Origin of the sequence: Streptomyces aurantiaciflavus, from assembly GCF_049808595.1 — a bacterium.
In the GTDB taxonomy this organism is placed as follows: domain Bacteria; phylum Actinomycetota; class Actinomycetes; order Streptomycetales; family Streptomycetaceae; genus Streptomyces.
The window spans coordinates 174,447-200,012 of the sequence record NZ_JBNCAQ010000009.1; the positions used below are offsets into that span (position 1 = coordinate 174,447).

General features: G+C 72.1%; 23 protein-coding genes. 8 read left to right on the top strand and 15 right to left on the bottom strand.

Annotated features, from left to right (window positions below; genetic code table 11):
* Positions 1-4: 4 nt before the first annotated feature.
* Both ACPT94_RS12990 and ACPT94_RS12995 read left to right on the top strand, forming a co-directional pair.
* Positions 5-886, top strand: a complete 882-nt coding sequence (locus tag ACPT94_RS12990) for an acyl-CoA dehydrogenase family protein (protein WP_425245874.1) — start codon at positions 5-7, stop codon at positions 884-886.
* Between the two features lie 540 nt (positions 887-1,426).
* Complete coding sequence (locus ACPT94_RS12995; RefSeq protein ID WP_360334726.1) at positions 1,427-1,897, top strand: ATP-binding protein; 471 nt, start codon at positions 1,427-1,429, stop codon at positions 1,895-1,897.
* Positions 1,898-2,305: 408 nt separating this feature from the next.
* Here the strand turns inward: ACPT94_RS12995 and ACPT94_RS13000 are convergent, their stop codons facing one another.
* Both ACPT94_RS13000 and ACPT94_RS13005 read right to left on the bottom strand, forming a co-directional pair.
* Positions 2,306-3,583, bottom strand: coding sequence for an IPT/TIG domain-containing protein (locus ACPT94_RS13000; RefSeq protein WP_425245875.1), 1,278 nt, complete (start codon positions 3,581-3,583; stop codon positions 2,306-2,308).
* A 122-nt stretch (positions 3,584-3,705) separates the two neighbouring features.
* On the bottom strand, positions 3,706-4,452 hold the full coding sequence (locus ACPT94_RS13005; RefSeq protein WP_360334443.1) for an IPT/TIG domain-containing protein: 747 nt from the start codon (positions 4,450-4,452) through the stop codon (positions 3,706-3,708).
* Between the two features lie 952 nt (positions 4,453-5,404).
* Between ACPT94_RS13005 and ACPT94_RS13010 the strand changes: the two genes are divergently transcribed.
* Positions 5,405-6,493: a right-handed parallel beta-helix repeat-containing protein gene (locus ACPT94_RS13010; protein WP_360334446.1), complete on the top strand. Its 1,089-nt coding sequence runs from the start codon at positions 5,405-5,407 to the stop codon at positions 6,491-6,493.
* A 98-nt stretch (positions 6,494-6,591) separates the two neighbouring features.
* Here the strand turns inward: ACPT94_RS13010 and ACPT94_RS13015 are convergent, their stop codons facing one another.
* Positions 6,592-7,527: a cyclase family protein gene (locus ACPT94_RS13015; protein ID WP_425245876.1), complete on the bottom strand. Its 936-nt coding sequence runs from the start codon at positions 7,525-7,527 to the stop codon at positions 6,592-6,594.
* Positions 7,528-7,613: 86 nt separating this feature from the next.
* On the opposite strand from ACPT94_RS13015, the gene ACPT94_RS13020 reads away from it, so the two are divergent.
* From ACPT94_RS13020 to ACPT94_RS13030, 3 genes are all read left to right on the top strand, one after another.
* Positions 7,614-8,528 (top strand): SDR family NAD(P)-dependent oxidoreductase, encoded by a 915-nt coding sequence (locus tag ACPT94_RS13020; protein ID WP_360334451.1) that lies wholly within the window; start codon positions 7,614-7,616, stop codon positions 8,526-8,528.
* A gap of 72 nt (positions 8,529-8,600) precedes the next feature.
* Positions 8,601-9,749 carry an acyl-CoA dehydrogenase family protein gene (locus ACPT94_RS13025; protein WP_360334454.1) on the top strand — a complete coding sequence of 383 codons (1,149 nt, stop codon included), beginning with the start codon at positions 8,601-8,603 and terminating at the stop codon, positions 9,747-9,749.
* An 8-nt stretch (positions 9,750-9,757) separates the two neighbouring features.
* Positions 9,758-10,807, top strand: a complete 1,050-nt coding sequence (locus ACPT94_RS13030) for a Zn-dependent alcohol dehydrogenase (RefSeq protein ID WP_360334457.1) — start codon at positions 9,758-9,760, stop codon at positions 10,805-10,807.
* Here the strand turns inward: ACPT94_RS13030 and ACPT94_RS13035 are convergent.
* Positions 10,804-11,817, bottom strand: coding sequence for a GlxA family transcriptional regulator (locus ACPT94_RS13035; protein WP_425245877.1), 1,014 nt, complete (start codon positions 11,815-11,817; stop codon positions 10,804-10,806). The genes ACPT94_RS13030 and ACPT94_RS13035 overlap by 4 nt on opposite strands.
* Before the next feature lie 71 nt (positions 11,818-11,888).
* Between ACPT94_RS13035 and ACPT94_RS13040 the strand changes: the two genes are divergently transcribed.
* Positions 11,889-13,205, top strand: a complete 1,317-nt coding sequence (locus ACPT94_RS13040; protein WP_425245878.1) for an MFS transporter — start codon at positions 11,889-11,891, stop codon at positions 13,203-13,205.
* Positions 13,206-13,214: 9 nt separating this feature from the next.
* On the opposite strand, the gene ACPT94_RS13045 is transcribed toward ACPT94_RS13040, so the two are convergent.
* The 3 genes from ACPT94_RS13045 to ACPT94_RS13055 all read right to left on the bottom strand — a co-directional run bounded on the left by ACPT94_RS13045 (position 13,215) and on the right by ACPT94_RS13055 (position 14,558).
* Positions 13,215-13,514, bottom strand: coding sequence for a helix-turn-helix domain-containing protein (locus ACPT94_RS13045; RefSeq protein ID WP_360334466.1), 300 nt, complete (start codon positions 13,512-13,514; stop codon positions 13,215-13,217).
* Positions 13,515-13,517: 3 nt separating this feature from the next.
* A complete protein-coding gene (locus ACPT94_RS13050; protein ID WP_360334469.1) occupies positions 13,518-13,862 on the bottom strand; it encodes a type II toxin-antitoxin system RelE/ParE family toxin in 345 nt (114 codons plus the stop codon).
* Between the two features lie 81 nt (positions 13,863-13,943).
* Positions 13,944-14,558, bottom strand: coding sequence for a flavin reductase family protein (locus ACPT94_RS13055; protein ID WP_360334729.1), 615 nt, complete (start codon positions 14,556-14,558; stop codon positions 13,944-13,946).
* 83 nt (positions 14,559-14,641) lie between these two features.
* Between ACPT94_RS13055 and ACPT94_RS13060 the strand changes: the two genes are divergently transcribed.
* Complete coding sequence (locus ACPT94_RS13060; RefSeq protein ID WP_360334472.1) at positions 14,642-15,577, top strand: hypothetical protein; 936 nt, start codon at positions 14,642-14,644, stop codon at positions 15,575-15,577.
* 7 nt (positions 15,578-15,584) lie between these two features.
* Here the strand turns inward: ACPT94_RS13060 and ACPT94_RS13065 are convergent, their stop codons facing one another.
* From ACPT94_RS13065 to ACPT94_RS13100, 8 genes are all read right to left on the bottom strand, one after another.
* Entirely contained in the window at positions 15,585-16,379 is a 795-nt protein-coding gene (locus ACPT94_RS13065; RefSeq protein WP_360334475.1) for an enoyl-CoA hydratase/isomerase family protein, read from the bottom strand.
* Positions 16,348-16,881, bottom strand: coding sequence for an ankyrin repeat domain-containing protein (locus ACPT94_RS13070; RefSeq protein WP_425245879.1), 534 nt, complete (start codon positions 16,879-16,881; stop codon positions 16,348-16,350). Before ACPT94_RS13070 ends, ACPT94_RS13065 begins: the two co-directional genes overlap by 32 nt.
* Positions 16,882-16,950: 69 nt before the next feature.
* Complete coding sequence (locus ACPT94_RS13075) at positions 16,951-19,176, bottom strand: acetate--CoA ligase family protein (RefSeq protein WP_425245880.1); 2,226 nt, start codon at positions 19,174-19,176, stop codon at positions 16,951-16,953.
* 112 nt (positions 19,177-19,288) lie between these two features.
* Positions 19,289-20,125 carry a carbohydrate ABC transporter permease gene (locus ACPT94_RS13080; RefSeq protein WP_360334484.1) on the bottom strand — a complete coding sequence of 279 codons (837 nt, stop codon included), beginning with the start codon at positions 20,123-20,125 and terminating at the stop codon, positions 19,289-19,291.
* 2 nt (positions 20,126-20,127) lie between these two features.
* Positions 20,128-21,123, bottom strand: a complete 996-nt coding sequence (locus ACPT94_RS13085) for a carbohydrate ABC transporter permease (protein ID WP_360334487.1) — start codon at positions 21,121-21,123, stop codon at positions 20,128-20,130.
* Between the two features lie 73 nt (positions 21,124-21,196).
* Positions 21,197-22,540 (bottom strand): ABC transporter substrate-binding protein, encoded by a 1,344-nt coding sequence (locus ACPT94_RS13090; protein ID WP_360334490.1) that lies wholly within the window; start codon positions 22,538-22,540, stop codon positions 21,197-21,199.
* Between the two features lie 107 nt (positions 22,541-22,647).
* The gene (locus tag ACPT94_RS13095) at positions 22,648-24,153 is read right to left on the bottom strand and encodes a glycoside hydrolase family 32 protein (protein WP_360334493.1); all 1,506 of its coding nucleotides are present in this window, start codon (positions 24,151-24,153) and stop codon (positions 22,648-22,650) included.
* Between the two features lie 325 nt (positions 24,154-24,478).
* Entirely contained in the window at positions 24,479-25,537 is a 1,059-nt protein-coding gene (locus ACPT94_RS13100) for a LacI family DNA-binding transcriptional regulator (protein WP_425245881.1), read from the bottom strand.
* Positions 25,538-25,566 lie beyond the last annotated feature (29 nt).

A 25,566-nucleotide genomic window follows, 5' to 3' on the forward strand; every position in this document is an offset into this window, starting at 1 on the left:
CGAGATGCGGTTTCAACTCACCAAGGACCAGCGGGCGCTGAAGGACGGGGTGCGGGACGTGCTGGCGCGGCGCTTCGGCCCCGAGAGACTGCGCGCGGCCGTCGGCCGGCCCGCGCTCGACCGTGTGCTGTGGCGGGAGCTCGGGGAGGCGGGCTTCTTCGCGTTGCGGCTGCCGGAGGCGGAGGGCGGGGTCGGACTCGGGCTGCCCGAGGCGGTGTTGGCGTTCGAGGAGGCGGGCCGGGTGCTGCTGCCGGGGCCGCTCGTGGCCACCCATCTCGCGGCCGGCGGCGTGCCGGGCGCGGCGAGCGGGGAGACGGTCGTGGCGGCCGTCGACGGCGGGCTGGTGGAGTGGCTGGCCGAGGCGGACGTCGTGCGGGGGGACGCCTCCGGCGCCGTACCGCTGCGGTCGGTGGATCCGCTGACGCCGCTGCACCGGGTCCACGGAGCGCCCGTGCCCGGCGAGCCGGATCCCGTCGCCGTCCTCCTCACCGCCGCCGAGCAGCTCGGCACGGCCACGCGCGCGTGCGAGCTCGCCGTGCAACACGCGCGGACGCGGGAGCAGTTCGGGCAGCCCATCGGGGCCTTCCAGGCCGTCAAGCATCTGTGCGCGGAGCTGCTGGTGCGGGTGGAGGTGGCGCGTGTGGCCGTCTACGCGGCCGCCGTCACCGCCGACCCGGCCGACATCGCGGCCGCCCGGCTCCTCGCCGACGAGGCCGCCGTACGCGGCGCGCGCGACTGCCTCCAGGTCCACGGCGGCATGGGATTCACCTGGGAGGCGGAGGTGCACCTGCTGCTGAAGCGGGCGTGGGTGCGCACCCGACGTGCGGGAGGCAGCACGGAGAGTGAGCAAAGACTCGCGGAGGACCTGCTCTCCGAGGTGGGGTGATAGGCCCCCTGCCTGCGGTGATGGCGGTCTGACGGACCGTTTGTCGCGGATCGTGGCAGATCGGTGTCACGGAGCGTGACATTTGGTTGTGTCCGATGCGTGACCCGTCACAGCCCGGAGTCGCGGGGTCGCTCCGGTACCTTCTGTGCAATGCGAGTGGTTCCGAGCGCGATCCGTGCCGGCGGTGCCCCTGGGGCGGTGCCGGATACGACGGTGCGCGCCCCTGCTCGCAGGGCGGACGGGTGCCGGAGGCCCGTCCGTTCGACTCCCCGCGACGAGCGTCGCACAGTATGCCGCACGAGTACTCCTTCGCGCTGGAATATGCCCGAAGCGCTTGTTGAGGTGACTGTACGTCAATCAAGCTGTCTCGTAAGGGAATCACGTTCCGTCACCCTGCCTCTGGCCGTTGTTCTGGCCATGCAGAAAATGGCTACGATCGTGGCCCTCGTCGTCATGGTGCTCGCGTGGCTTGCGTGGCTCACGTGGCGCGCGGCCATGTGTCCGCCGGTTCGGATGGTGTGAGCGGTGCAGGTGCTTCAAGTGCAGCTGGAGATCCGGCCCGACCCCGCTGAGGTGGGTCGGGCCCGGAGGTGGGCCCGTTCGCGCCTCGCCGGGTCCGGGATAGGGGCCGACGAGGCGCTCGCCGAGACGCTGATCCTGCTCGTCTCCGAACTGGTCACCAACGCCGTGGTGCACACCGGCGGCCCGGCCGTACTGCGCCTGTCCCTGCCGGGCGGCACGGCCGGAGAGGCCGCGGAGGCTCCCGTCCGCCTGGAGGTGACCGACAGCAGCACCCGGGCGCCCGTGCCGCGCTGCCTCGACGACGACGCCACCGGCGGCCGCGGCCTCGCCCTCGTCGACGGTCTGGCGGACCGCTGGGGCTGGACCGTGGAGGGCCCCGGCAAGCGCATCTGGTGCGAACTGGACCGCGACGCGGAGCCGAGGGCGACCGCCGCGGCGTGCGGGGGCGGCGCGGTGGCGTACGAGGGGCTGGCGTACGAGGCGGTGTAGGGCCGGCTCCCGCTGTCCGACGCGTGAGCGGTGCGTGGGTGCATGGTGATCCGCTCGCGCGTGCCGAGGTGTGCGGCGGTGCGCCGGTCCGTGCTTCCGTGCGCACCGGGGGCAAAAAGGGCTTAAGTGATGAATCGCCAAAGGGCTGTTGACGCCTCGTGAGCGACTGATCACGCTTGAGGTCAGCGATTCGCCGCGAGGGGACGGCGAGGGCCTCGGTGACGAGAGCCCTCGGCGAGTGTGAGTCGTGATACGGCGTCGGTTCCGTCAGGGGGAGAAAAGGGAACCGGGGCGGGAACGCCGGAGTCGGACGGCGGCGCGTGGGGCCGTGCCGCCGTCACGACGGCCGGACAGGCCATCGGGCCGGGCGCAGGGGTGCACCTGCCGCCCGGCCGCGGGAGCCGCCCCTCAGATGCCGGGGCTCGCAACCCGGGTGTAGAAGAGGGGGTTGCTGGTACCGGCGGCGGTGACGACCGTGACGCCGACCGGCCCGGCGCTGCCCGCCGGGGCCACCGCGGTCACCTGCGTCGGGGAGACCACCGTGAACGCCGCGGGGGTGGAGCCGAACCGTACCTCGCTCGTGGTGGTCAGGCCGGTGCCGGTCAGGGTGATGACGGTGCCGGCGTGCGTCGGTCCCTGGGCGGGAACGAGCGAGAGCAGCGTGGGGGCCGCGACGTACACGTAGCTGACGGGGTTGCCGGTGCCGCCGGGGGTGGTCACGGTGACCGCCGCGCTGCCGGCCGCGTGGGGCGGGGTGACCGCGGTGATCTGCGTGGCGGAGTCGACGGTGAACGACGTCGCGGGCGCCGCGTCGAAGCTCACCGCCGTCGCACCGAGCAGGTCGTTGCCGGTCAGGACGACCGTGGTGCCGCCCGCCGTGCTCCCGGACGGGGGCGTGACGGCGGTCAGCGAGGGCAGCGCCGCGTAGAAGAAGTACGCGCTGGGGTCGTCGGGGTTGCTGGTGCCGGCGGGGGTGGTCACGGTGACCGCCGCGCTGCCGGCCGTGTGGGGCGGGGTGACCGCGGTGATCTGCGTGGCCGAGGTGACGGTGAACGACGTCGCGGGCACTCCGCCGAAGCTCACCGCCGTCGCCCCGGTGAAGCCCGTGCCCGTCAGGGTCACGGTGGTGCCGCCGGAGCTCGGGCCCTGGGCGGGCGACAGGCCGGTGACGGCAGGGGCCGTCACGTACGTGAAGGTGAGAGCGTTGCTGGTGCCGCCGGGAGTGGTGACGGTGACCGCCGCGCTGCCGGCCGCATGCGGTGGGGCCACCGCGGTGATCTGCGTGGCCGAGGTGACGGTGAACGACGTCGCGGGCACTCCGCCGAAGCTCACCGCCGTCGCCCCGGTCAGGTTGGCGCCCGTCAGGGTGACGGTGGTGCCGCCGGCGACCGTCCCCTGAGCCGGTGTCAGGCCGGTGAGGGACGGGCCCCCGGTGACATAGGTGAAGAACACCTGCTGGGTGCTGGTGCCCTGACTGGTGGTGACGGTGACGTTCACCGTCCCGGTGCCGGACGGGCTGACCGCCGTGATCTGGGCGTTGCTGTTGACGGTGAACGAGGTCGCGGGTTTGGTGCCGAACCGGACGGTTGTCGCGCCGGTGAAGCCGGTGCCGGTCACCGTGACGGTGGTGCCGCCGGCGGCCGGTCCCTGGTTGGGACTGACCGATGAGACCACAGGGGCAGCCATGGTTGTACTCCTTCGATGGGACACGCCCGTGGACGCGGGCCGGGGGCCCGTCCGGGCGGAGGGGGTGGCTGCCGCCCGGACGGGTACTCATCGCCTCCGTCGAGCGAAGGCTGCCGGACGGATCAGATGCCGGGGCCGGTCACGTAGGTGAAGCCGCCGACCTCGGTGTCCGATCCCGAGGGGTTGCTCACCACCACGTCGACGGCGCCCGCGGTCCCGGGCGGGGTGACCGCCGACAGCGTGGTGGAGTTGATCACCGAGAACGGCGCCGGATTGCCGTCGAAGGTGACCGACTCGGTGCTGTCGAGGTTGGTGCCGGTGATGGTCACCGCCGTGCCACCCGACGTCCCACCCGAGTTGGGGCTGATCGTCCCGATCGTCGGGTTGTCGACGTAGGTGTACGACAGGCCGTTGTTGGTGCCGCCGGCGGTGGTCACGCTGACCCCCACCGGCCCCGCCGCGAGGCCCGCCGGAACCGTGACGGTGAGCTGGCTGTCGCTGACTACGGTGGGGGTGGCGGTCACCCCGCCGAAGGACACGCTGGTGGCCGTCTGCAGACCGGTGCCGTTGAGCGTGATGACGTTGCCGCCGGCCAACGGCCCGGACGTGGTCCCCAGGGAGCCCTTGAAGGGGGCGCCGACGTAGAAGAACGACACCGGGTTGCTGGTTCCGCCGGGCGTGGTCACGGTGACCCCGACCGTGCCGGTTCCCGACGGGGAGACGGCGGTCACCTGGGTCGGCGAGACCTGGGTGACGTTGGTGGCCGACTTGGTGCCGAACTTCACGGCGCTGGTGTTGGACAGGTTCGTCCCCGTGATGGTCACCAGCGTTCCGCCGCCGGTGGAACCCTGATTCGGAGAAATGGGCATGAGACACTCCTCGCTGGTTGAGGGAGACATGCGAGGAACCGGCAAGGGGAACCCGTCACCGGCCGCCATGCCCGTCGGGACCAAGGAACCAGCCCTGCCGCAGACAGGTCTGCTCTTTCTTCCGGGGCCGTCCAGGCGCAGTCGGTGTCACCGGGCACGGGGCGAACGAGGAGACATCTGCTTCCGCGCACAGGGCGCGAGACGCGAGGAACAACGGCCTTCGGCATCCCCTCGGGCAAAGAGAAAACCGGCAAACGCTGCCTGTCTCAACGATCCCCCGGCACGGGGATGGGCAGCCCGCCGGTTCGCACTTTCAGTGACCCACACGTCCGATCGAGTGACAAGGGGTCGTCAACTCGCATCACTCGTAAGGAGTACGGGTCGAGCATGTGTGCCCCAGGTCGGGGCGGTCGTGCGGCGTCGTGCGGGGGCTTCGTCTCCGCGGACATCGCGTCGGCCTCGTCGATCGACGGAGGCCCGGGACATGACCTGGGCAGCCGTTTCAGCCGGTGCCGCGAACGGCACCGGCTGAACGGGATCCAGTTCCCCACCGGGGGTGCCCATCGCGGTATGCCGGAATGGCCACCCGGACTCTTCCGGAAAGAGCCGCGGGCGGGTCCGGCTGCCGCATCCCCCGGCGAGGACGGGCGGCCCACCGGTCGGATCCGTTCCAGTTATTCATCGCGGCTATGCCAACGGCAAGGGGCTCCTGGGCAACTCACGCGAACGGCCCAGCGCGCATTTCGCGCCCCCCACGGTGACCGTCGCCAACACCCCTGAGAAGAAAGGCCGGTCGAGGAGACCGCACGTGCGGCCTGCTTCAAGAGGCGCCGCCCCTCGAAACCGGCCGAAGCCCTGCCCTCACCCGTCCGGATCCCACTGGGTGCGCACAGCCGACGGCCATGATCACAGTGGACTGCCGAGGCCCCACCAGAGAAACGAGGAAGAACCAGTGCTGACCGTGAAGAACATGCGCGGCCTGGCCTTGGCCGCACTGTTGGGCACGTCCGTGTCGGGCATCGCCACGCCGGCCACCGCCGAGACCCTTGCCTCGAGCAGTGCGGCGGTGGTCCCGTGCGGAGACGTCGCCGAGCTGGTCGAGCGGATCGACCGGGCCAACGACCTCGGCGCCGGAACGATCGTCCTCGCGCCCGGCTGCACCTACACGCTCACGGCTCCCGCCGCCGAGCCCGTCGGCCCCGACGGCGCCAACGGACTTCCCACCATCACCGGGAGGCTGACCGTCATCGGCCGCGCCTCCACCATCACCCGCGCCTCACTCACGCCCTTCCGCATCGCCGAGGTCGCCGCCCAGGGGTCCCTCGTCCTCGTCGGGGTCGCCGTGTCGGGCGGCAGTGCCACGGCGGCCGTCGGCACCCCCGGAGGCGGAATCCTGACCCGGGGAACCCTCACGGCGCTCAACGCCCGCATCGCCGGCAACACCGCTTCGGGCCCGGGAGGCGGAATCGCGGTGGCGGCCGGTGCGCGCGCCCAACTGTCCAACACCACCGTGACGCAGAACACCGGCTCCGACGGCGGCGGTCTCCACGTCGGCGCCTCCGGCCGGCTGACCGCCAACACCACATCCCTGGAGGACAACACCGCGACCTCCACCGGCGGTGGACTGGCCACCTTCGGAACGACGGTGCTCAACAGCACCAGGGTTCGCGAGAACACGGCCGTCGGTTTCGAGGGCGGCGGCATCTACACGGCGACCGGGACCCTGACCGTCAACTCCGGCCGCATCGAGGACAACGACGCCGGCTCGTACGGCGGTGGCATCGCGAACTGGGGCAGCACCGTGTACCTGCGGAGCACCCTGCTGGACGAGAACACCGCCACGGAGGACGGCGGCGGCCTGTACAACAACAGCGGCACGTCCCGTCTGATCAGCAGTCGCGTCACCGACAACACGGCCGAGAACGGCCAGGGCGGCGGCGTCTTCGTCGCGGGCGGTTCGGTCGGCCTGACGGCGGCCCTCGTCGCCGGCAACGATCCCGACCAGTGCGCCCCGGCCGGCAGCGTCCCCGGCTGCTCCTGAACTGCGACAACTCCAACAACTCCAACAACTCCGACAGCCCTGACAACTCCGACAACTCTGACAGCCCTGATCACCCCGACAAACCTGACAACCGTCCGTCAGAGGATGGCCACGGGTGCCACCGGAGCGCCCGTGGCACCGGCGAAGGGCTCGGGCGTCGCCGACAGCAGGAACGCGTAGCGGTCCTCTTCTCCACAGGCTGTGGACAACTCTTCGAGATTCCAGTTCTGGCCCTGCAGCATCCCCATCTCCACCAGGTCGAGCCCGTGCACCGGCAGCCACAGATCGTCGATCTCGGGCGGGAAGACCTCGAAGGTGAGGGTGTCGTTGGCGACCGCCGCCACGTCGCGCGCGTGGAACCACTCCGGCGTGCGCACCGACAGCCCCGGTGACGGATGCGCGTACCCGTGCTTGTCCCCGGCGAGGTAGAGCCCCATCTGTCCGGTCCGTACGAGCACGATGTCGCCGGCCCGTACGCGCGTCCCGGCCAGTTCCTCGGCGGCCTCCAGGTCCTCCGGGGTGACCGGGTGCCCGCCCTCCAGCCGGTCGGCGCCACGCGCGCGTGCCACGTCCAGCAGGACCCCGCGCGAGACGACGCGCCGCGCCGTGTCGATGCCGCTGAACTCGGCGCCGCCGTGCGCGGTGATCGTGTCGGCCGGACGGCCGTTGTACAGCCGGCCCGAGTGCGAGACATGGGTCAGCGCGTCCCAGTGGGTGGCCGCCTGCAGCCCCATCGTCACGGCGTCGTCGCTGCACGCCACCGTCCCCGGCCCGAAGATCTCCTGGTTGATCTGCACCATCGAGTGCAGCGGGTTCACCCGCCCCGGGATCATCCCGGTCTGCACGCCGTCCTCGCGCAACGGGAGCGCCAGCGGCACGCGGCGGCCGGTGCGCACCTCCGCGGCCGCCGCGCGCACGACCTCGTCGGTGATCAGGTTGAGGGTGCCGATCTCGTCGTCGGTGCCCCAGCGCCCCCAGTTGTTGACGCGCTCGGCGATCTCCTGGAACGCCGGATGCGGCGTGGGCAGTGCCATTCGGTGCCTCCCCGGGGCTTGTCCCCGACCGACTGCCGGGCCATAAAATCTAACGGTCCGTCAGAAACCGCGGGAAGGGGCCCGGCGTGGGGAACTTCTTGACCGGCAAGGCCGTCGCCGTCACGGGCGCCGGACGGGGCATCGGGCGTGCGGTGGCGCTCGCCGCGGCGGCGGAGGGAGCGCGGGTCGTCGTCAACGACTACGGCGTCTCCGTGGACGGCGCCTCACCCACCAGCGAGGTCGCCGAGGCCGTCGTCAAGGAGATCGAGGCGGCCGGCGGCGAGGCCGTCGCGGTCGCCGACGACATCTCCACGATGGCGGGCGGGCAACGGGTCGTCGACACGGCCGTGGAGGCGTACGGACGGCTCGACGGGGTCGTGTGCGTGGCCGGGATCCTGCGGGAGCGGATGCTGTTCAACATGGCCGAGGAGGAGTGGGACCCGGTCGTCGCCACGCATCTCAAGGGCACGTTCACGGTGTTCCGGGCCGCGTCGGCCGTGATGCGCGCCCAGCGCTCGGGCACCCTGATCGGCTTCACCAGCGGCAACCATCAGGGGTCGGTGTCGCAGGCCAACTACAGCGCGGCCAAGGGCGGGATCATCTCGCTCGTGCGGAGCGCCGCGCTGGGCCTGAACAAGTACGGGGTGACCGCGAACGCCGTCGCGCCGGTCGCGCGGACGCGGATGTCGGCGGGGGTGCCGATGGAGCTGACGGAGATCGGGGAGCCGGAGGACGTGGCCGCGTTCGTGGTCTACCTGCTGTCCGACCGGGCCCGGGAGGAGCGCGTCACCGGGCAGGTGTACACGGTCGCGGGGCCGAAGATCGCGGTGTGGGCCCAGCCCAGGGAACTGCGCTCGGCCTATGCGGAGGGGGGTTCCTGGACGCCCGAGCGGATCGCGGAGTTTCTGCCGGGGACGGTGGGGGTGGATCCGATGCCGATGCTGGAGCGGCTGGAGGAGATGCGGCGAGCCGCGACGGAAGGGGCGCGGCCGAACGGGTGAGCTCGAGTGCCGTCGGGGTGCGGCCCCGTGCCCCTGAGCGAGTCGCAGTAGCCCCTGCCTGAGGAGGCGGACGTGGAGTTCGGATTCACCGCCGTGGACGAGGAGTTCCGCACCGAGGCGCGCGCCTGGCTCGACGCGCACGCCCCGCACGCCGCCGACCGCCGCACCTGGGAACGCACCCTCGGCGCCGCCGGGTGGATCGGCCTCGGTTGGCCGGAGGCCGGGTACGGCAACCGCACCGCCCCCCTCACCCAGCAGGTCGCCTGGGCCGAGGAGTACGCGCGCTCGGCGGCGCCGCCCCGCTCCGGGCACATCGGTGAGAACCTCCTCGCGCCCACTCTCCTCGCCCACGGCACGGCCGAGCAGAAGGCCCGCTTCCTGCCCCCGATCGCCGCCGGCGCCGAGCTCTGGTGCCAGGGCTACAGCGAGCCGGGCGCCGGATCCGACCTCGCCGGAGTGCGTACGAAGGCCGAACTCGCCGACGGCGGACGGACGTACCGCGTCACCGGCCAGAAGATCTGGACCTCCCTCGCCCACGAGGCCGACTGGTGCTTCGTCCTCGCCCGCACCGACCCCGACTCGACGCGTCACCGCGGCCTGACCTTCTTCCTCGTCCCCATGGACCAGCCCGGCCGGATCGAGGTGCGGCCCATCCGGCAGATGACCGGGACCAGCGACTTCAACGAGGTCTTCTTCGACGGGGCACACGCGCGCGTGGAGCATGTCGTCGGCGCCGAGGGGGACGGCTGGCGGGTCGCGATGAGCCTGCTCGGCTTCGAGCGGGGGGTGTCGACGCTGGCCCAGCAGATCGGGTTCGCCGAGGAGTTGGGGCGCGTGGTCCGTGCGGCGGTCGAGACGGGCGCCGCCGGCGATCCCGTCGTACGCGAGCGGATCGTGCGGCTGTGGGCCGAGTTGCGCGCCATGCGGTGGAACGCGCTGCGGACGCTGGGGGGTGCGGGCGGGCCGGGGGCGCCCAGTGTGGCCAAGCTGCTGTGGGCGGGATGGCACCAGCGGCTCGGCGAGCTGGCGGTGGAGGTGCGGGGGGCGGTGGCGGGCGTGGGGCCGGCCGACTGGTCGCCTTCGGCGCCGTACGAACTCGACGAGGCGCAGCGTCTTTTCCTGTTCTCGCGGGCCGACACGATCTACGGCGGCTCGGACCAGATCCAGCGGACGATCATCGCCGAGCGGGTGCTCGGCCTGCCCAGACAGCCCAAGGGATAGGGGGCGCGATGCGTGGCGTGGTGTTCGACGGGAAGCGGGCCGAGGTCGTGGACGATCTGGCGGTGCGGGATCCGGGGCCGGGGGAGGTGCTCGTGGCGGTCTCGGCGGCCGGACTGTGCCACAGCGACCTCTCGGTGGTCGACGGGACGATTCCCTTCCCGGCGCCGGTGGTGCTCGGGCACGAGGGAGCCGGGGTGGTGGAGGCCGTCGGCGACGGGGTCGCCCATGTCGTACCCGGGGATCATGTCGCGCTGTCCACGCTCGCCAACTGCGGGACCTGCGCGGAGTGCGACCGGGGGCGGCCGACGATGTGCCGGAAGGCCATCGGGCGGCCGGGGAAGCCGTTCACGCGCGCGGGGCGGGCGGTGTACCAGTTCGCCGCCAACTCGGCCTTCGCCGAGCGGACGGTGGTGAAGGCGGTGCAGGCGGTCCGGATCCCCGAGGACGTTCCGCTGCCGTCGGCCGCGCTGATCGGCTGCGGCGTACTGACCGGTGTCGGGGCCGTGCTCAACCGCGCGCGCGTGGAGTACGGGCAGAGCGTCGTCGTCATCGGGACGGGCGGGATCGGGCTCAACGTCCTTCAGGGCGCGCGGATCGCGGGCGCGCTGCGGATCGTGGCCGTCGACGCCAATCCGGCGAAGGAGGCGGTGGCGCGGCGGTTCGGGGCCACCGACTTCCTGACGTCGACGCAGGGGGTGCGGGAGCTGCTGCCGACGGGCGCGGACCACGTCTTCGAGTGCGTGGGGAGGGTGGAGCTGATCCGGCAGGCCGTCGACCTGCTGGACCGGCACGGGCAGGCGGTCCTGCTGGGCGTGCCGCCCGCGACCGCCGAGGCGTCCTTCCTGGTCTCCTCGCTCTACCTGGACAAGTCGATCCTCGGCTGCCGTTACGGCTCCTCGCGTCCGCAACGGGACATCGCGCTGTACGCCGACCTGTACCGGGCCGGACGGCTCCTCCTGGACGAGCTGGTGACGCAGACGTACCCGGTGGAGGACTTCGAGAAGGCGGCGGCGGACGCGGAGGCGGGGCGGGTGGCACGGGCCGTGCTGACGTTCTAGACGTGCTGAGGGCTCGTCCGGAACGTGCGCCGGTACGCCGTCGGCGTCACTCCCAGCGCCGCCTGCAGGTGCTGCCGCATCGACTGGGCCGTGCCGAAACCGGCGTCCCGGGCGACCTGGTCGACGGACAGGTCGGTGGACTCCAGAAGGTGCCGGGCCCGTTCGACGCGCTGTTGGGTGAGCCACTGGCCGGGGCTGATGCCGACCTCCTCGCGGAAGCGGCGGGTGAAGGTCCGTACCGACATGGACTCCTGCGCGGCCATGTCCCGCAGCTGGATCGGCTCGTGGAGGCGGCCGAGCGCCCAGGCGCGCGCGGTGGTGGTGCCGGCCTGCTGCGGATCCGGCACGGGCCGCTCGATGTACTGCGCCTGCCCGCCGTCGCGGTGCGGGGGGACGACCGTGCGGCGGGCGACGTCGTTGGCGACGGCGGTGCCGTGGTCGCGGCGCACCATGTGCAGGCACAGGTCGATGCCGGCGGCGACGCCCGCCGAGGTCAGCACGTCGCCGTCGTCGATGAACAGCACGTCCGGGTCGACCTTGATCCGCGGGAAGAGGCGTTGGAGCTGCTCGGCGTCGGCCCAGTGCGTGGTCGCGGGGCGGCCGTCGAGGAAGCCGGCCGCGGCGAGGACGTACACGCCGGTGCAGATGGAGGCGAGGCGGGTGCCGGGGCGCAGGTGGGCGAGGGCGGCGGCCAGTTCCTCGGTGAGCACGCCCTCCTCGAAGACCGGGCCCCGCTCGTAGAAGGCGGGGACGATCAGGGTGTCGGCGGTGGCGAGGGTCTCCGGGCCGTGCTCGACCCGGATGGCGAAGTCGGCGTCCGTCTCGACGGGGCCGGGCGGGCGGATCGAGCAGGTCACGACCTCGTACAGACACCGCCCCGCGGTGTCCTTGGGGCGGCCGAAGATGCGGTGCGGGATGCCCAGTTCGAAGGGCAGCAGACCGTCGAGGGCGAGCACGACGACACGGTGCGGGCGGAACTCCGGGGACTCCTGCTGACGGCCTTGGGTCATGGCCCGATCCTAGCGAATGCTGTCCTTCGGGCCACTCGTTGGGGAGAAGCGCAGAACCGAAGCTTTATGGCGTGACCCAGACAAGCGAAGCTCCCGCACCCGTAAGGGATCAGCAGCCCACCCGTAGCCGCGTCCGAGTGCACCGCGCCTGGTTCGTCGCCGCCGTCACCTTCGTCACGATCATCGGCGCGGCGGCCTTCCGCTCGCTGCCCGGCCTGCTCATCGACCCGCTGCACCAGGAGTTCGACTGGTCGCGCGGCACGATCGGTGCGGCCGTCTCGGTCAACCTCGCGCTGTACGGGCTCACCGCGCCCTTCGCGGCCGCGCTGATGGACCGTTTCGGCATCCGCCGGGTCGTCGCCGTCGCCCTGACCGTGATCGCGCTCGGCTCCGGTCTGACGGTGTGGATGACGGCGGCCTGGCAACTGCTGCTGTGCTGGGGCCTGCTGGTCGGCCTCGGCTCCGGTTCGATGGCGCTGGCCTTCGCGGCGACGGTCACCAACCGCTGGTTCACCGAGCGCCGGGGCCTGGTCAGCGGCATCCTCACCGCCGCCTCCGCCTCCGGCCAGCTGATCTTCCTGCCCCTGCTGTCCTGGATGATCACCCGGTACGACTGGCGTCCCGCGGCGGTCACCGTCGCCCTCGCCGCCCTCGCGGTCGTCCCCTTCGTCTGGCTGCTGCTGCGCGACCATCCGGCCGACGTCGGCCTGAAGCCGTACGGCGCGCAGGAGTTCGTCCCGAAGCCGCCCCCGGTGCGGGGCGCCGCACGCCGGGCGGTCACGGTCCTCTCCTCGGCGATGCGCACGGGCCCGTTCTGGCTGCTGGCCGGCACCTTCGCGATCTGCGGCGCCTCCACCAACGGCCTGATCCAGACCCACTTCGTGCCCGCCGCCCACGACCACGGCATGCCCGTCACCGCGGCGGCCTCCCTGCTCGCGGTCATCGGGGTCTTCGACGTGGCCGGCACGATCGCCTCCGGCTGGTTCACCGACCGCTTCGAACCGCGCCGTCTGCTGGCCGTGTACTACGCGCTCAGGGGCGTCTCCCTCCTGTTCCTCCCCATGCTGCTGGCCCCCACGGTCCACCCCCCGATGATCTTCTTCATCGTCTTCTACGGCCTCGACTGGGTCGCCACCGTCCCGCCCACCCTGGCCCTGTGCCGCGAGCAGTACGGCGACGACAGCGCCATCGTCTTCGGCTGGGTCCTCGCCTCCCACCAGGTCGGCGCCGCCCTCGTCGCCTTCCTCGGCGGCGTCGCCCGCGACGTGTTCGGCTCGTACGACGTGGTCTGGTACGCGTCGGGGGCGCTGTGCGCGGCGGCGGCGTTGATGGCGCTGGTGATCCGGCGGCGGCCGTCCGCCAAGGTGGCTGGGTTGGTGGTGGCCTGAGACAACGTCTCAACTCGCGCGGTCGAGGGGCTCGAAGCCGACGCACAGGCGCATGCCGAGTGCGACGGCGAACCTCTCGAGCAGAGGCAGGGTGGGCATGGTCCCGCCCGCCTCGAACCGCGCGACGGCCGGCTGCTGCATACCTGTGACCCGTGCGAGCTGCGCCTGGGTCATACCCAACGCCTCCCGCCGCTCACGAACGGCGCGTCCCAGATCGAAGCGGATCCGCGCGGCGTCGTACGCTCGCCGGGCCTCCGGTGAGGCGAGAGCTTCGTCCCGCAGTTCGCTCCAGCTTCTGCGCTCAGACATGCCTTACACCTCGTCCACAGTGTGCTGTTCCTGGACGCAGCGCACCAGGGCCCGCCGGGCGCGCTCGACCTCCGCGGTTTCGCGCATCCGCTGCTTGCGGAACACCGTCATCAGGATGATCCGCCGACCCGAGGCGATCCAGTAAGTGATGCGCACTGCGTCGGTATCCAGGTGGAAGCGCAGCTCCCGCAGCTTTCCGTCGAGCTGCCGCGAGTACGGTTCGCCGAGCAGCGGACCGCGAGTGGCCAGTAGATCCACGTAGAACGCGACCGTACCGCGGTGGCCGGCGGGCAATGCGAGAAACCACTGCTCCACCTCCGGTTCCAGCTCTACTTCACCCCAGGTCATAACAGCGACGTTATGAACAGCCTAGCTGGTGTCGTCGTAGATCACGCGGTGTGCGCTCGAACGAGTGATGCACCCTTGCTGTCAGGCCTTGAAGCCGCCGAATCGCCCCCGGTGGAAGAGGAGCGGGGCGGTTTCCCCGTCCTCCTCGCTGTGGGCGCCCAGCGCCTCGACCCGCCCCACCACGATCAGGTGGTCCCCGCCGGTGTGCACCGCGTGGATCGCGCAGTCGATCCAGGCGACGGCGCCCGCGAGGCGGGGGGAGCCGGTGGCGGGAGCGGCGTCGTAGGGCACGCCCGCGAACTTGTCCGTGCCGGAGACGGCGAAGGCGCGGCACAGGCCGGCCTGGCCCGCTCCCAGGACGTTCACGCAGAAGACGCCCGCGTGGGCGATCCGGGGCCAGGTCGTCGAGGTGCGGCCGACCATGAAGACGACGAGGGGCGGGTCGAGGGAGAGGGAGGAGAAGGACTGGCAGGCGAAGCCGGCGGGGGCATCGCCGCCCTCGGTGGCCGGTGCCGTGACGACGGTGACGCCCGTCGCGAAGTTCCCCAGCACCCGCCGGAACTCGCCCTGGTCGACCGGCGCCCGTTCGTCCTCGCGGACGCAGCGCAGTTCGGGGCGGGGCAGCGGCTCGTACGGCTCCGTCGGTCGGGCCCCGAGATAGCGGACGGCGGCGGCCGCCATGCCTGCGTGTCCCATCACGTTCCCCATTGAAGCTGACGGTCCGTCAGATGTGAAGGGGTGTGCCGGGCGGGCGGGAAGGGGGGCCGTACGCTGCGGTCATGGGGTGGGGGAGTGTCCGGCGCAAGGCCGGACTCGGCAGGGCGGACGCCGACGTGACCGCGGCCGTGGCGGCGGGGGCGGCGCAGCTTCCGGCGGTGTTCGCGCTGTGGTGGACTCACGCCCTGGCCACCGACCCGTACGGGAGCGGCTACGGCTCGGCGCTCGGGCTGGCCTGCCTGTTCCTCTTCGCGCCGGTGTACCTGCCGGTCCTGGGGCTGCTGCACGCGTGGGCGCAGACGTTCCCGGGGGCCGCGCTCGCCGAGGTCGTGCTGCGCGGAGTGCGCCGGCCGCTGTGGGTGAAGCATCTGCTGGGCGTGACACTGGCCGGCGTGGTGTGGGCCGCCGTGGGGGCGGTGCTGTGGGACTGGTCCTTCACCGCCGCGGCCCTCGTCCTCGCCGCCCTCGGCGTGCTGCCCGTCCTTGCGACGGCGTACGTGCGGGCGCGGAGCACGCGACGCGCCTGGGGCCTGTGGAGCGTCTGGTGGCGTGCGGGGGTCGCCTCCGTCGCCCTGTTCGTCCTCGCCCTGCCGGGAGGCCTGCTGGCCGTCGCCACGGGCCTGATCGAGGAGTACGAGGCCCCGAAGCTGTCCGCCGCCGACGTCACCGGCGTCTGGCGCGGCGAGGAGGGCGAGGTGCTGCGGCTGCTGCCGGGCGGCCGGGCCGAGCTGACCCGGATGCCGGCCGAGCCCGGCTTCGAAGCGACCGCCGACTTCGAGGTGTGCGACGGCACCGGAACCTGGTCCCTCGACGAGGAGAGCGACTACCACGCCCGGGACGACGTCGTCGTACGCCTCGACACCGGCGGTGGCACCGGCAGTGGCTGCGGGAACGACACGTCCTGGACGGTCGCCGGGACGGACCGTGCGCCGGAGCTGTTCGTGATCTTCGGGGATCCGGACGCGGGGGAGCTGCGGATCCTGAGGCCCGGTTCCTGAGCCCTCGTCACCGCCCCCGGAACCGCGCCTCGCGCCGCTCCACGAAGCTCGCCACGCCCTCCTGGGCGTCCGCCGTGCCCATGTTGATCTCCTGGGCTGCCGCCTCGGCGGCGAGGGCGGTGGCGCGGTCGGTGTCGAGGGAGGCGTTGACGAGCTGCTTGGTCAGGGCGAGGGCGCGGGTCGGGCCGGCGGCGAGGCGTTCGGCCCAGGCGTGGGCCGTCTTCGCCAACTCGCCGTCGGGGACGACCCGGTTGACCAGGCCGAGGCGTTCGGCGTCGGCCGCGGTGAGGGCGTCGCCGAAGAACATCAGCTCCTTGGCGCGCTGCGGGCCGATCAGGCGGGGCAGGAGATAGGCGCCGCCGCCGTCCGGGACCAGGCCCCGGCGTACGAACACCTCGATGAAGCGGGCCGATTCCGCGGCCAGTACGAGGTCGCAGGCCAGGGCGAGATGCGCGCCCAGTCCGGCCGCCGTGCCGTTCACGGCGGCGATGACCGGCTTCTCGCAGTCGAGGACGGCCGTGATCAGGCGTTGGGCGCCCCGGCGGAGGGTGCGGGCGACGTCACCGGCGACGCGCTCTCGGGTGCCGCCGCCGGAGCCCCGCAGATCCGCGCCCGCGCAGAAGCCCCGGCCCGTCCCGGTGAGGACGACGGCCCGGACCTCCGGGTCGGCGGAGGCTTCGGCGAGCAGGTCGATCAGGCGGTCGCGCTGGTCGGGCGTGAGGGCGTTGAGGGCCTCGGGGCGGTCGAGGGTGAGGTGGGTGACGTGGCGGTCAGTCCGGTGGCGTATCCAGGTCTCGGGCACGGTCGGGCTCCGTTCTCGGCGGAAGGGCGAGCCAGGCGCGGGCGGACCTGCCCCTCATCTGCGCGTCGAGGTCCGCCCCGTGCCTCAGCAGCAGGTCGACGATCTCCGGGTACGGCTGCGGGTCGGCTCTCCCCGCGAGCACCACGGGCAGGAGCCCGAACCGGTTCTGCGAGTCGGGGTGCACCCCGGCGTCGAGCAGCAGCTCCACGACGGCCAGGTGCCCGTGGCACGCCGCCAGGGTCAGCGGCGTCCAGTCGTCGTACTCGCCGATGAGCTGGTCCGGATCCGCGCCCGCCTCGATGAGCGCGCGTGTCCTGTCGACGTCGCCCCGCCGGACCGCCGCGCAGAGCGCCCTGGCCGTCGGCTGCCGGGCCCTCCACTCCTCGATCGGCTCGTCTCTCGGGCCCTTGCCCGCTCGCGGGCTTCTCCCGCCTCCCCGGCCGCCGCTCCCGGCTCGCTCGCCGGTCCTGCCGGTCGCCCCGGTCCCGTTCGTGTCGTCCATGACGTGATCCTCGCCGGTACGGCGTCCCCCGCCCACCCCGCACCGACGGCCCCCGCGCCGACACACCCCTCACCGGCACACCGCCAGCGCGTCCAACGCCACCGCCCCCTGCCCGCGGGGCAGCACCATCAGCGGGTTGATGTCCAGCTCCGCCAGCTCGTCCCCCAGCTCCAGCGCCATCCGCTGCACCCGCAGCACCACCTCGACCAGCGCGTCCAGATCCGCCGGCGGCCGCCCCCGCACGCCGTCGAGCAGTGCCCGCCCGCGCAGTTCCACGAGCATGTCCCGGGCCTGTTCCTCGCCGAACGGCGGCACGCGGACGGCCGTGTCCCGCAGGACCTCCACGAGCACCCCGCCCAGCCCCACGGTCACCGTCGGCCCGAACAGCTCGTCGTGGGTCACCCCCACGACCATCTCCACGCCCCGCTCGACCATCTGGCACACCAGGACGCCGTCCAGCGAGACGCCCTCGTAGCGTGCGATGTCGGTCAGCTCGCGGTAGGCGTCCCGTACCTGGCTGGCCGAGGTCAGGCCGACCTTCACCAGCCCCAGCTCGGTCTTGTGGGCGATACGGGCGCCGGAGGCCTTCATCACCACCGGGTAGCCGACCAGCCCCGCCGCCCGCACGGCCGCCGCCGCGCTCGTCACGAGCTGCTCGCGCGGCACCCGTATCCCGTACGCGCGCAGGAGCTGCTTCGCCGCGTGCTCGCTCAGCTGCTGGCCCGGCCGCATCAGCATCCGCGCCTTGCGGAAGGACGGGGACGGGGTGCGGGGGGCCTGGTCGAAGGGGGAGCGGTACGCGCTGACGAAGCGATGGTGGTCGAGGTGGGCGCGGACGGCCGTCAGACAGCCCGACACCGTGCGGAAGGTCGCCACCCGGGAGGAGCCGAGCAGGACCTCCCGGTACGCGGGCTCGGTGCCGACCGGCGAGCCCCACACCACGCACACCAGCTTGTCCGTCCGCTCGGCCGCGTCCACCAGGTCCTGGACGAGCCGGTCGCTGAGCGGCGGGAACGGCCCGGTGATCGGGCAGATCAGGACGCCGACCTCCGGGTCGTCCAGGATCGCGTCGATGATCTTCCGGCCCCGCCAGTCCCCCACGGGATGCCCCCCGTTGTCGACCGGGTTGGCCACGTTCAGGTACTCGGGTATCCACTGGTGCAGCTCGGCCTGTCTGGCCGCCGACAGCTCCGGCAGCCGCAGCCCGGCCGCCGCCGCCAGGTCGGCGACATGGGCGCCGGTGCCGCCCGAGATCGCGTACACCACCACCCCGTCGGCGAGCGGCGGCTTCGCGCGGGCCAGCAGGGTCGCCGTGTCCTGGAGTTCGTCGAGCCCGTCGACCCGGATCACGCCGTACTGGCGCATCGCCGCGTCCACGACCGCGTCCGCGCCGGTCAGCTTGCCGGTGTGGGTGGCGGCCGTGCGGGCGCCGGTCTCGGTGCGGCCGACCTTGACGGCGACGACCGGGACCCCGCGCCGGGCGGCCCGGTCGGCGGCTAGCAGGAAGGCACGGCCGTCCTTGAGGCCCTCGACGTAGCAGGCGATCGCGCCGACCTCCGGCTGCTCGGCGAAGTAGGACAGGAAGTCGGCGGTCTCCAGGTCGGCCTCGTTGCCGGTCGGGGCCCAGTGGGAGAGGCGGATGCCGAGTTCCTGGAGGGCGAAGACCGGGCGGCCCTGGTGACCGGACTGGGTGATCAGCGCGATGGCCGGTCCGTCGAGGTCGTCCCGGAAGTGCTCGAAGGCGTTGAGATTGGTGTTGGGGCCGAGCAGCCGCATCCCGGAGCGGGCCACGGCCGCCGCGAGCCGGTCCTGGGCCGCCGCGCCCTGCGCGCCCGTCTCCGCGAAGCCGGAGGCGAAGACGACCGCGAACCTCACCTTCGCCTCGGCGAGCTGCTCGATCACCGGCAGCGGGTCGGCGACCAGCAGCACGGCCAGGTCGACCTCCTCGGGCAGGGCGGCGACGGAGGGGCAGCAGGGGATGCCGAAGACGGACTCACGGGTGGGGTGCACCGGGTGCAGCCGCGCCCCCACCCGCTGGGCCCAGCCGACCAGCTGCCGGGTGACACCGGTGTTCGGCCGGCCCTCGGCGTCCGAGGCGCCGATCACCGCGACGGACCCGGGCCGGAAGAACCGGTCCAGATCGGGGACGTCGGCGTACAGCGGGCGCCCGCTGACGTCCAGGTCGTCCGCGTCGGCGGACCGGCCGTGGACGGCGGGCCCGGGTCGCTCGTCGCACGCGAGGACCCGGGCCCGGCGGGAGTCGGTGGTGAGGGTGCCGTGGGTTGATCCAAGCATCGGTCCGCCCGCTCCTGTGTGACTGCCAAGTAACTGACGCAGTGTCAGATTACAGAACTGACGGGATGTCAGGAATAAGCCTGCACAGAAGAGATGTCCGTACCTTCCCGGATCAGCCCTTGACCGCCGAGCCGGCGACGCCCTGGACGAACCACCGCTGGAAGAACGCGAAGACGATCAGCACCGGCAGCACCAGCAGCACACCGAAGGCGAGGACCTGGCCCCAGTCCACGGGCTGCTGCCCCTGGAAGACGCTCATCTCCAGCGGCAGCGGACGCACCGAGGGGTCGGAGACCATCAGCACCGGCCACAGGAACGAGCCCCACTGGGTGAGGAAGGTGAGGATGGCCACCGACGCGAACACCGGCTTCGACATCGGGACGACGATCGCGAAGAAGGTGCGCCAGGGACCGGCGCCGTCGATGCGGGCGGCCTCCTCGATGCTGGGCGGGATCGCGCGGAAGAACGTGGCGAACTGGTAGACCGAGAAGGCGTTGGCGATGAACGGGACGGCCTGGATGTAGATGGTGTTGCGCTGGTCGTTGAACATGTAGAACAGCGGCACCGCCACCGCTTCGAACGGGACCAGCATCAGCAGCAGCACGAGCAGGAAGACCGCGCCCTGGCCCCGCCAGCGCAGCCGGGTGAGCCCGTAGGCGGCCATGGAGTTGACGATCAGCCCGCCGAACACCACGACGGCGGACAGCAGCAGCGAGATGCCCATGAACCGCCAGAAGTAGCCGGTGGCGTCGGAGTCGAAGTTGTCCAGGACGGCCGTGTAGTTGTCGAACGACAGGTGGGTGGGCAGGAAACCGGTCAGGCCGTTCAGCACCTCGTCGGAGGGCTTGAAGCTGCCCAGCACCAGATACAGCACGGGCAGGACGAAGACGAAGGCCAGGACGCTGAGGACGGCGTAGTCGAGGAAGCGGCGCAGGGGTGTGCGGGTCATGGTCAGTCCTCGTTGCCGGTGCGGACGGCGCGGCGCTGGATGAGGGTCAGGGCGACGACGATCAGGAAGAACACGACGGTGATCGCGGACGCCTGGCCGATGTTGTTCTGGTCGAAGGCCGTGGTGACGGCCTGGTACATCACCGTGCGGGTGGCGTCCTCGTCGAGTCCGCCGCCCTTGACGAGGACGTAGACCTGGTCGAAGACGCGGAAGGACAGCACCGAGGTGAGCAGCGCCACGAAGACGAGCGTGCCGCGGATGCCGGGCAGGGTGACATGGCGGAACTGCTGCCGGCGGGAGGCCCGGTCGAGCTGGGCGGCCTCGTACAGCTCGGCGGGGATCTGCTGGAGGCCGGCGAGCAGGATGACCATCTGGAAGCCGACGCCCTGCCAGACGGACAGCACGATGATCGAGGCCATGGCGGTGAGCCCGTCGCCGAGCCAGTCGAAGGCGCCCCAGTTCCCGAGACTCACCGCGTGCAGCGCCGAGTTGAGCAGGCCGTCGCCGCTGCGGGCGAGGATGAGCCGCCAGATCACGGCGACCAGGGCCATGGGGAAGACCACCGGCAGGAAGAACAGGGACCGGAACAGCCCGATGGCCTTGAGCTTGCGGTTGAGCAGGATCGCCAGCGCCAGCGCCAGCCCGGTCTGCAGGGGGACCACGACCACGGCGAAGGTCAGGTTGTTCAGCAGGGCCCGCAGGAACGGCCCGGACATGTCGGGGTCGGTGAACAGCCGCCGGTACTGCTCCACACCGAAGAACGTGGGTGCCAGCGGGGAGCCGAGGCGCACGTTGTAGAAGGAGAGCACGACCGCGTAGACGAACGGGATGCCGACGAACGCGATGAGTCCGCCGAGGGCGGGCGCGGACATCAGCAGTCCGTGCAGCCAGTCGCGGTTCCTGCGCGACGGCCTCGCGGGCCTGGTACTGCGCGCGGGTGGGCCCTCGCTCTGATGGCGGCCGGAGGGCGGGGCGGCCGCGGGTTCCACGGTTTTCACAGGGGGTCCTGTTCCCGGCGGGGCGGACGGCCTTTCGTCAAGGCGCCCGCCCCGGCCGCTCTGTCCAACGGGGTTACTGGATCTTGTAGCCGGCGTTGTCGGAGAAGTCCTGGTCGATGGCGCGGGCGGCCTTCTCCAGGGCGCTCTTCGGGTCGGAGCCGCCGTAGACCGAGGCGAGGGCCTGGCTGAACTTGGCGGTGACCGTGGGGTATCCGGCGGTGACCGGGCGGGTCACGGCCACGCAGGACTTGGTGATGTCACTGTCGCCGCAGGGCTTGGCGAGCTGGTCGGCGAAGAGCTGGAGCGGGCCGCCCTGCTGGTACAGCTCGCTCTTGGCGAGCACGGACTTGGTGCCGGGAGGGGCACCGTTGGCCGTCGTCATCGCGGTGACGTTGGCGTCGTTCAGCAGGGCGTCGAGGAAGGCGCCGGCGGCCTTGCCGTTCTTGCTGTTGGCGCCGATGCCCCAGGCCCAGGAGCCCTGGCCGGTCTTGGGGCCGTTGCCGAAGTCGGGCAGGGGCAGGACGACGAGGTCGTCACCGAGGGCCTTGCTGTAGGCGGGGTACATCCAGTGGCCGACCCAGCTGAGCGCGACGCGGCCCTTGGTGAAGGCGTTCGAGTCGGTGTTGGGGTCGGTGTACTTCTTCCAGGACTGGAAGGTCTTCAGCGCCGAGACCACGGCCGGGGTGTCCAGGACGCCTTCCGCCCTGCCGTCCTTCAGCAGCGAGCCGCCGGCCGACCAGACGATCGGCGCGAAGCCGTAGGTGCCCCACTCGCTCGCGTAGCCGTTGCCCTCCTGCAGGTCGAGGCTCTTGCCGTCGGCGTCCTTGGCCGCCAGCTTCTGCACGGCCGCCGTGAACTGCTGCGCGGTCCAGGCGTCGGACAGACCGGTGGGGTACTTCACGCCGGCCGCGTCCAGCAGCTTCTTGTTGCCGTAGATGCCGAGCCCCGAGTCGAACATGCCCAGGCCGTAGTGCTTGCCGTCGATCTCGCCCTCGGCCTTGATGGCGTCCGTGGCGTTGGCCATGGTCTTGCTCGAGACGTAGTCGTCGATCGCGGCGAGCTTCCTGTTGTAGACGAAGTTCGCCATGGTCGGGCCGTCGAACTCCATCACGTCCGGCAGCTTGGCGGCGTCGGTGGCGGTGATGGTCTTGGTGTAGTCGGCGTCGGGGATCAGGGTCAGCTTGACCTTGATCTTGTCCTGGGAGGAGTTGAAGGACTTCACCGCGTTCTGCAGGGCGGTGGCCTCGCTGGCCTGGCCCTGGTGGGCCCAGACGGTGATGGTGCCCGTGCCGCTGCCCTGTTCGGCGGAGGTGTCGGTGGTGCCGCCTCCGCCGCAGGCGGCCAGCGCGGCCAGGGGGAGGACCAGGGCCAGGGCCGTACGGGCCGTCCGGCGGGTTCTTCTGTTTCCGGCGATCATGGTGGATGCCTCCGGGGTGCGGTGAGGGTGAGGGTGGGTGGTGCTCAGGTGCGTCGAGCGGATCCGGGCTCGCCACGGGCCGTACGGCGACAGGGGCGACGGCCGGGTCATACGGGCTGCCCCTGCGGCAGCGCGGTGCCGGCGCTCGGCTCCTTGATCACGAGGGGCGACAGTTCCCAGGCGTCGACCGTGTAGCCGAGCCGCGTGTCCGGCGCGGTGCGGGCCTGCAGCCGCCACGGGGCGTCCCCCGTCGGGTAGAAGCGCAGGGTGAGCACCTGGCCGGTGGTGGTCAGGAAGACCTCGGCGACGGAGTGGTCGACGACCAGGCGCAGGTCGACCGGCCGGCCGGTGGGGCAGGGCATCCGGTAGGAGCCGCCGTGGGCCCGGTCGTCCAGCGAGGCGTGGTCGCGGTCGACGACCAGTTCGCCCGCGGCGGCGTCGAGGCGGATGTCGAGGTACTCGGATCCGTCCGGGGTGGTGAGCAGCCGCAGGCTCGCCGCTCCGGTCGTCTCCAGGCGGGCCGTCAGGTCGAAGGCACGGCCCACGCCGCCGAGTTCCACCGGCTCGGGGCCCCGGGTCACGCCCTCGGCGTGGACGTGGTGCGCTCCGCGCAGAGCCAGCAGCTCGGCGGCGGGCTGCTGCCGCAGGGTGCCGTCGTCGCCGACCGCGATCTCGCGGGGAAGGGTCAGCACGCCGGCCCAGCCGTCCGCGACCGCCCAGGCTCCCTCGCGGGCTTCCCCGGACCAGCCCCACAGCAGCCAGCGGCTTCCCCCACCGCCTTCGGCGTGGGAGTGGCCCCCGGGCGCACGCAGCAGCGCGGGTGCGTAGCAGTCCGGGCCGTGGTCCACGAGGACGGGCGGGCCGGACTCGAAGACGGCGCCGTGTTCCTCGCCGACCAGGGCCGTGACGCACCGGGGGCCGTCGTCGTCGTTCCACGCGCTGAAGATGAGGGCACCGGGCCGTCCGGACCGCGGCGGCAGGTACTGGGGGCACTCCCAGCCCTCGCCGGTGTGCAGACCGGTGCCGCCGACCGGCTCCTGCTCGCGGGCGTCGAAGGGTCCCAGGTAGGTCCAGTCGTCCAGGTCGGGCGACTCGTACAGCAGGGCCGCGCCTCGGCCGTCGGCGAGCGCGGCGCCGACCAGCATCCGCCACTTGTCGCCGTCGCGCCAGACGTACGGGTCGCGGTACATGGTGCAGCCCTCGGGCAGTTCCGGGACGACCGGTTCGCCCCGCGGGCTGAAGGTCCGGCCGCCGTCGAGGGAGGTGGCGCAGGTGACCGGCTGATGCTGGGGCGAGCGGTCCTCGCGGTGCGCCGAGTAGAACGCGACCAGCCGATCCCCGTCGGAGACGGCGTTGCCGGAGAAGCAGCCGTCGGCGTCCACGCCACCCGGGGTCGGGGACAGGGCGATCGGCAGCGGCTCCCAGCTCAGCAGGTCGGAGCTGCGGAAGTGGCCCCAGTGCATGTTCGCGTGCGTCGCACCGTACGGGTTGTACTGGTAGCAGACGTGGTAGTGGCCGTCGTGGAAGACCAGCCCGTTGGGGTCGTTGATCCAGTTCCGGGGCGGGCGCAGGTGCGCGACGGGCCGGTACGGATCACAGGGCGCGGTGGACACACACGTGCCTTTCGGTATGTCGGAGAGCGTGCGGAGATACGCCGACGGAGCAGCCGGCCCTGGCACGGCACGGCTGCCCGGGACGTCCTGGCGTGGACGTCCCGGCGGTGAGGAGCGCCGGGTTCAGTACCCGCGCGCCGAAGAGCCGCGGAAGTGGCAGGAGTCGGAGACGGCGCCGGATGTCAGAGGCCCGCGGCAGCTCGACGACTCACTGAAGGTCCAGGTGGACATGCGTGTACCCTTCGCTGTGTTCACAGTACTGGCAGGACCGACGACCGGTTGCGACGGTCGCCTGTCATAGTGCGGATGCTTCGCCGTCCCGGGGTCAGAGTCGGGGCGGCGAAGCGACCGATGCCCGCGCCACCAGCGGGCAAGGCAGCATTTCCGGTGTGTCCGGGCCCGGTGGCCGGCCCGGCGTCTTGGTGAGTGCGAGCAACTGGGCCACGGCCCGTGCCCCCATCTCGTAGTGCGGCAGCTGAACCGTGCTCAGCTGCGGGTGAACGGCCTCGCAGACCAGCTCCTGGTTGTCGAACCCGATGACCGACAGGTCGCCGGGGATGGAGAGCCCCAACTCGGCGGCGGCCCGGTAAGCACCGGCGGCCATCCGGTCGTTGAAGCAGAACAACGCCGTCGGGCGCCGCTTCGCCGTCAGCAGACGCCGGGCGGCCCGGTAGCCCGCGGTCACGTCACCGCCGACCGTGTTGAACGGCACCGCCGTCTCGGCGGCGACCAGAGACGGGTCGAAGGGGACACCGACCTCCGCCAGCGCCTTGCGGTAGCCCTCCAGGCGGCCCTGCCGGGCGGGGAGGTCGACGGTCTGCACGGTCACGCCGATCCTGCGGTGCCCGTGGTCGATCAGCTCGCGCACCGCCGTGTAACCGCCCTGGACCTCGTCGGGCACCACGAACGGGACAGCGGGATCGTCGCAGCGCGCGTCCAGCAGCACGGTGGGCGTCGACGCCAGGCTCTTCGGCAGTTCCACGCTCCGGTGGTACATGGCCGCGTACAGCACGCCGTCCACCTGCCGCTGGAGGAGCATCTCGATGCTCGTGCGCTCCAGTTCGGCGTCGCCGCTGGTGTTGACCAGCAGCAGCACCACGCCCTCGGCCGCGGCCGCCTCCTGGGCGCCGAGGATCATCCGGCCCGCGTGCGGGGTGGTGGCGATCTCGTCGCTGACGAAGCCGATGGTCTGCGAGCGCTTCAGCCTCAGGCCGCGGGCCAGGCCGTTCGGCGCGTACCCGAGTTCCTCGGCGACCTGCAGGACGCGCTGCCGGGTCTCCGGGCTGATCCGCTTGCCCTCGACCCGGTTGAGGATGTGGGACACGGTCGTGACGGACACACCTGCCGTCTCGGCCACGTCCTTGATCCTGATCCGGCGCGCCATCGCTCCCGCCCAAAGTGGTGGATTACGGG

Excerpts from the sequence above, each read along its gene's own strand:
- ACPT94_RS12990 (WP_425245874.1), top strand. The coding sequence starts at position 5 with ATGCGGTTTCAACTCACCAAGGACCAGCGGGCGCTGAAGGACGGGGTG.
- ACPT94_RS13000 (WP_425245875.1), bottom strand. The coding sequence starts at position 3,583 with ATGGCTGCCCCTGTGGTCTCATCGGTCAGTCCCAACCAGGGACCGGCC.
- ACPT94_RS13005 (WP_360334443.1), bottom strand. The coding sequence starts at position 4,452 with ATGCCCATTTCTCCGAATCAGGGTTCCACCGGCGGCGGAACGCTGGTG.
- ACPT94_RS13015 (WP_425245876.1), bottom strand. The coding sequence starts at position 7,527 with ATGGCACTGCCCACGCCGCATCCGGCGTTCCAGGAGATCGCCGAGCGC.
- ACPT94_RS13030 (WP_360334457.1), top strand. The coding sequence starts at position 9,758 with ATGCGTGGCGTGGTGTTCGACGGGAAGCGGGCCGAGGTCGTGGACGAT.
- ACPT94_RS13035 (WP_425245877.1), bottom strand. The coding sequence starts at position 11,817 with ATGACCCAAGGCCGTCAGCAGGAGTCCCCGGAGTTCCGCCCGCACCGT.
- ACPT94_RS13045 (WP_360334466.1), bottom strand. The coding sequence starts at position 13,514 with ATGTCTGAGCGCAGAAGCTGGAGCGAACTGCGGGACGAAGCTCTCGCC.
- ACPT94_RS13050 (WP_360334469.1), bottom strand. The coding sequence starts at position 13,862 with ATGACCTGGGGTGAAGTAGAGCTGGAACCGGAGGTGGAGCAGTGGTTT.
- ACPT94_RS13055 (WP_360334729.1), bottom strand. The coding sequence starts at position 14,558 with ATGGGACACGCAGGCATGGCGGCCGCCGCCGTCCGCTATCTCGGGGCC.
- ACPT94_RS13060 (WP_360334472.1), top strand. The coding sequence starts at position 14,642 with ATGGGGTGGGGGAGTGTCCGGCGCAAGGCCGGACTCGGCAGGGCGGAC.
- ACPT94_RS13070 (WP_425245879.1), bottom strand. The coding sequence starts at position 16,881 with ATGGACGACACGAACGGGACCGGGGCGACCGGCAGGACCGGCGAGCGA.
- ACPT94_RS13075 (WP_425245880.1), bottom strand. The coding sequence starts at position 19,176 with ATGCTTGGATCAACCCACGGCACCCTCACCACCGACTCCCGCCGGGCC.
- ACPT94_RS13080 (WP_360334484.1), bottom strand. The coding sequence starts at position 20,125 with ATGACCCGCACACCCCTGCGCCGCTTCCTCGACTACGCCGTCCTCAGC.
- ACPT94_RS13090 (WP_360334490.1), bottom strand. The coding sequence starts at position 22,540 with ATGATCGCCGGAAACAGAAGAACCCGCCGGACGGCCCGTACGGCCCTG.
- ACPT94_RS13100 (WP_425245881.1), bottom strand. The coding sequence starts at position 25,537 with ATGGCGCGCCGGATCAGGATCAAGGACGTGGCCGAGACGGCAGGTGTG.